The 2,105-nt window shown below is 59.0% G+C and carries 2 protein-coding genes; both read left to right on the forward strand.

The window, feature by feature from the left end; translation table 11 throughout:
* Positions 1-50 precede the first annotated feature (50 nt).
* Positions 51-860: an ABC transporter permease gene (locus B7L71_RS12260; protein ID WP_081138299.1), complete on the forward strand. Its 810-nt coding sequence runs from the start codon at positions 51-53 to the stop codon at positions 858-860.
* A 3-nt stretch (positions 861-863) separates the two neighbouring features.
* On the forward strand, positions 864-1,961 hold the full coding sequence (locus B7L71_RS12265) for a chain-length determining protein (RefSeq protein WP_081138301.1): 1,098 nt from the start codon (positions 864-866) through the stop codon (positions 1,959-1,961).
* The last annotated feature ends 144 nt before the right edge of the window (positions 1,962-2,105 follow it).

The raw sequence follows: 2,105 nt of genomic DNA on the forward strand, positions 1-2,105 counted from the left end.
TGATCAAGCCACTACTCCATTTACGTTCTTGAATCAAAAGACACAGCATCATGGATAACACAAGCAGTACCCCGAAAGGCGCGCGCACCCCCTGGCAGGTCACGCGCAGCGTGTGGTACGCCATGTTCATGCGCGAAGCCGTTTCGCGCACCATGGCCGACCGCATGGGCTGGTTCTGGATGATCTTCGAGCCCTTCGCGCTGGTGGCCATCATGGTGGGCATTCGTAGTTTCATCCGGGGTGACCGCCTGATCGTGAATGCCGAGTTCATTCCTTGGATGATCGCCGGCATGATGGGTTTCTTCCTGGTGCGAGAAGGCATGCTGCGCGGTATGGGGGCCATCGATGCCAACAGCGCGCTGTTCGCCTATCGCCAAGTGCAGCCCGTAGACCCCGTGCTGGTGCGCAACTTTCTGGAAGGCATGCTGCGCACCTTCGTCTTCCTGCTGTTTATCGTGGGGGGGCTGCTGCTAGGTCTGGACATGTACCCCGACAATGCCATCAGAGCCATGTGGGCATGGGTCTCGCTTTGGAGCCTGGGCATCGGGCTGGGCCTGGTCACCTCGGTGGCCGCTACCCTGGTGCCGGAAGTGGGCCGAGTGATCCGCATGCTTTCGCTGCCACTGTTGATCATTTCCGGCGTCATGTTTCCGCTCAACCAGTTACCCCACTGGCTACTGGAATATCTGATGCTCAACCCCATTCCCCATGCCCTGGAAACCCTGCGGCTGGGATTCTTTGAAAACTATCAGGTCATTCACGGCACCAGCATGCTCTACTTCTGGCTGGTGACATTAACTCTGAATGCGCTAGGGCTACTGATGCACCTTCGTTTTGTTGATCGGTTAAAGGCTAAATAACCCATGCACGTATCGTTGACCCGTTTTATTAAGCAGTCGCCGCACTGGGCGTTCGCCTTTATTGCTATTGTACTGGTCAGTTTTTACTGGTTGGTATGGGCAGAAGAGCGCTACGTTTCCCGTGCCACCGTGGTGCTGGAAAGCCCACAAGTCGCCACACCGGAATTCAGCCTCTCATCGCTCATGGGCGGCGGCGGAGGCAACACGGCCGACCTGCTGCTACTGCGCGAGCACCTGCTCTCGGTAGACATGCTGCGCCTGCTCGATGAACAGCTAGGCATTCGCCAGCACTACAGCGAACACGGTGACCTGTTTGCCCGCCTGCGCGACCCGAACGTGCCCATTGAAGACCTGCACCGCTACTACCTGCGCCGTGTAGAAGTGGAGTTGGACGAATACGCGGGGGTTCTCAACATTCACGTTCAAGGCTACACCCCCGAATTCGCCCACAGCATGGCATCGCTGCTGCTGGAAGCAGGCGAAAACCACATGAACGAAATGGGCCACCGCCTGGCCGATGAACAGGTACGCTTTCTGGAGCGCCAAATGGTGCGCCTGGAAGAGCGCTTCAATGACACCCGCGCCCAACTGCTCGAATTCCAGAATGAGCACGGCCTGGTATCACCCACCAGCACGGTGGAAAGCATCAACCAGGTCGTCGCCACCCTCGAAGCCGACCTGGCCCGCTTCCAGGCCCAGCGCAACGCCCTGGCCAGCTTCCAAAGCGCCCAATCCGCCGAGCTGCGCCAAGTAGAACGCAACATCGAAGCCCTGCGCGACCAGATCGTCGAACAACGCGACCGCCTGGCCCAAGCCACCGGCAACTCGCTCAACCGTATTTCGGCAGAATACGAAACCCTGGAACTGCAAGCCCAGTTCGCCCAGGAAACCTACTCCAGCGCCCTGGCCGCCCTGGAAAACACCCGCCTGGAAGCCGCCCGTCAGCTCAAACAAGTCAGCGTGTTGCAAAGCCCGCTCATGCCCGAATACCCCACAGAGCCCAACCGCCTTTACAACAGCACGGTATTCGCCATCATCACCATCTTCCTCGCCTTCATCCTCAGCATGATGATCATGATCATCAAAGACCACCGGGATTGATAGCAAGGGGTAGGGCACCGTAGCGCGGTGTAATGGTTAATCGAGGCAACCACCCCGTAGCGCGGCGTAACGAAAGAGCGAGAGAAACGAGCGAAAGAGGCACCCGCAGCGGCGGCCCGGCGCGAAGGGCGGCGCTAGCCGCCC

The organism is Halomonas sp. BC2, from assembly GCF_002078115.1.
In the GTDB taxonomy this organism is placed as follows: Bacteria; Pseudomonadota; Gammaproteobacteria; order Pseudomonadales; family Halomonadaceae; genus Vreelandella; species Vreelandella stevensii.

Excerpts from the sequence above, each read along its gene's own strand:
- B7L71_RS12260 (WP_081138299.1), top strand. The coding sequence starts at position 51 with ATGGATAACACAAGCAGTACCCCGAAAGGCGCGCGCACCCCCTGGCAG.
- B7L71_RS12265 (WP_081138301.1), top strand. The coding sequence starts at position 864 with ATGCACGTATCGTTGACCCGTTTTATTAAGCAGTCGCCGCACTGGGCG.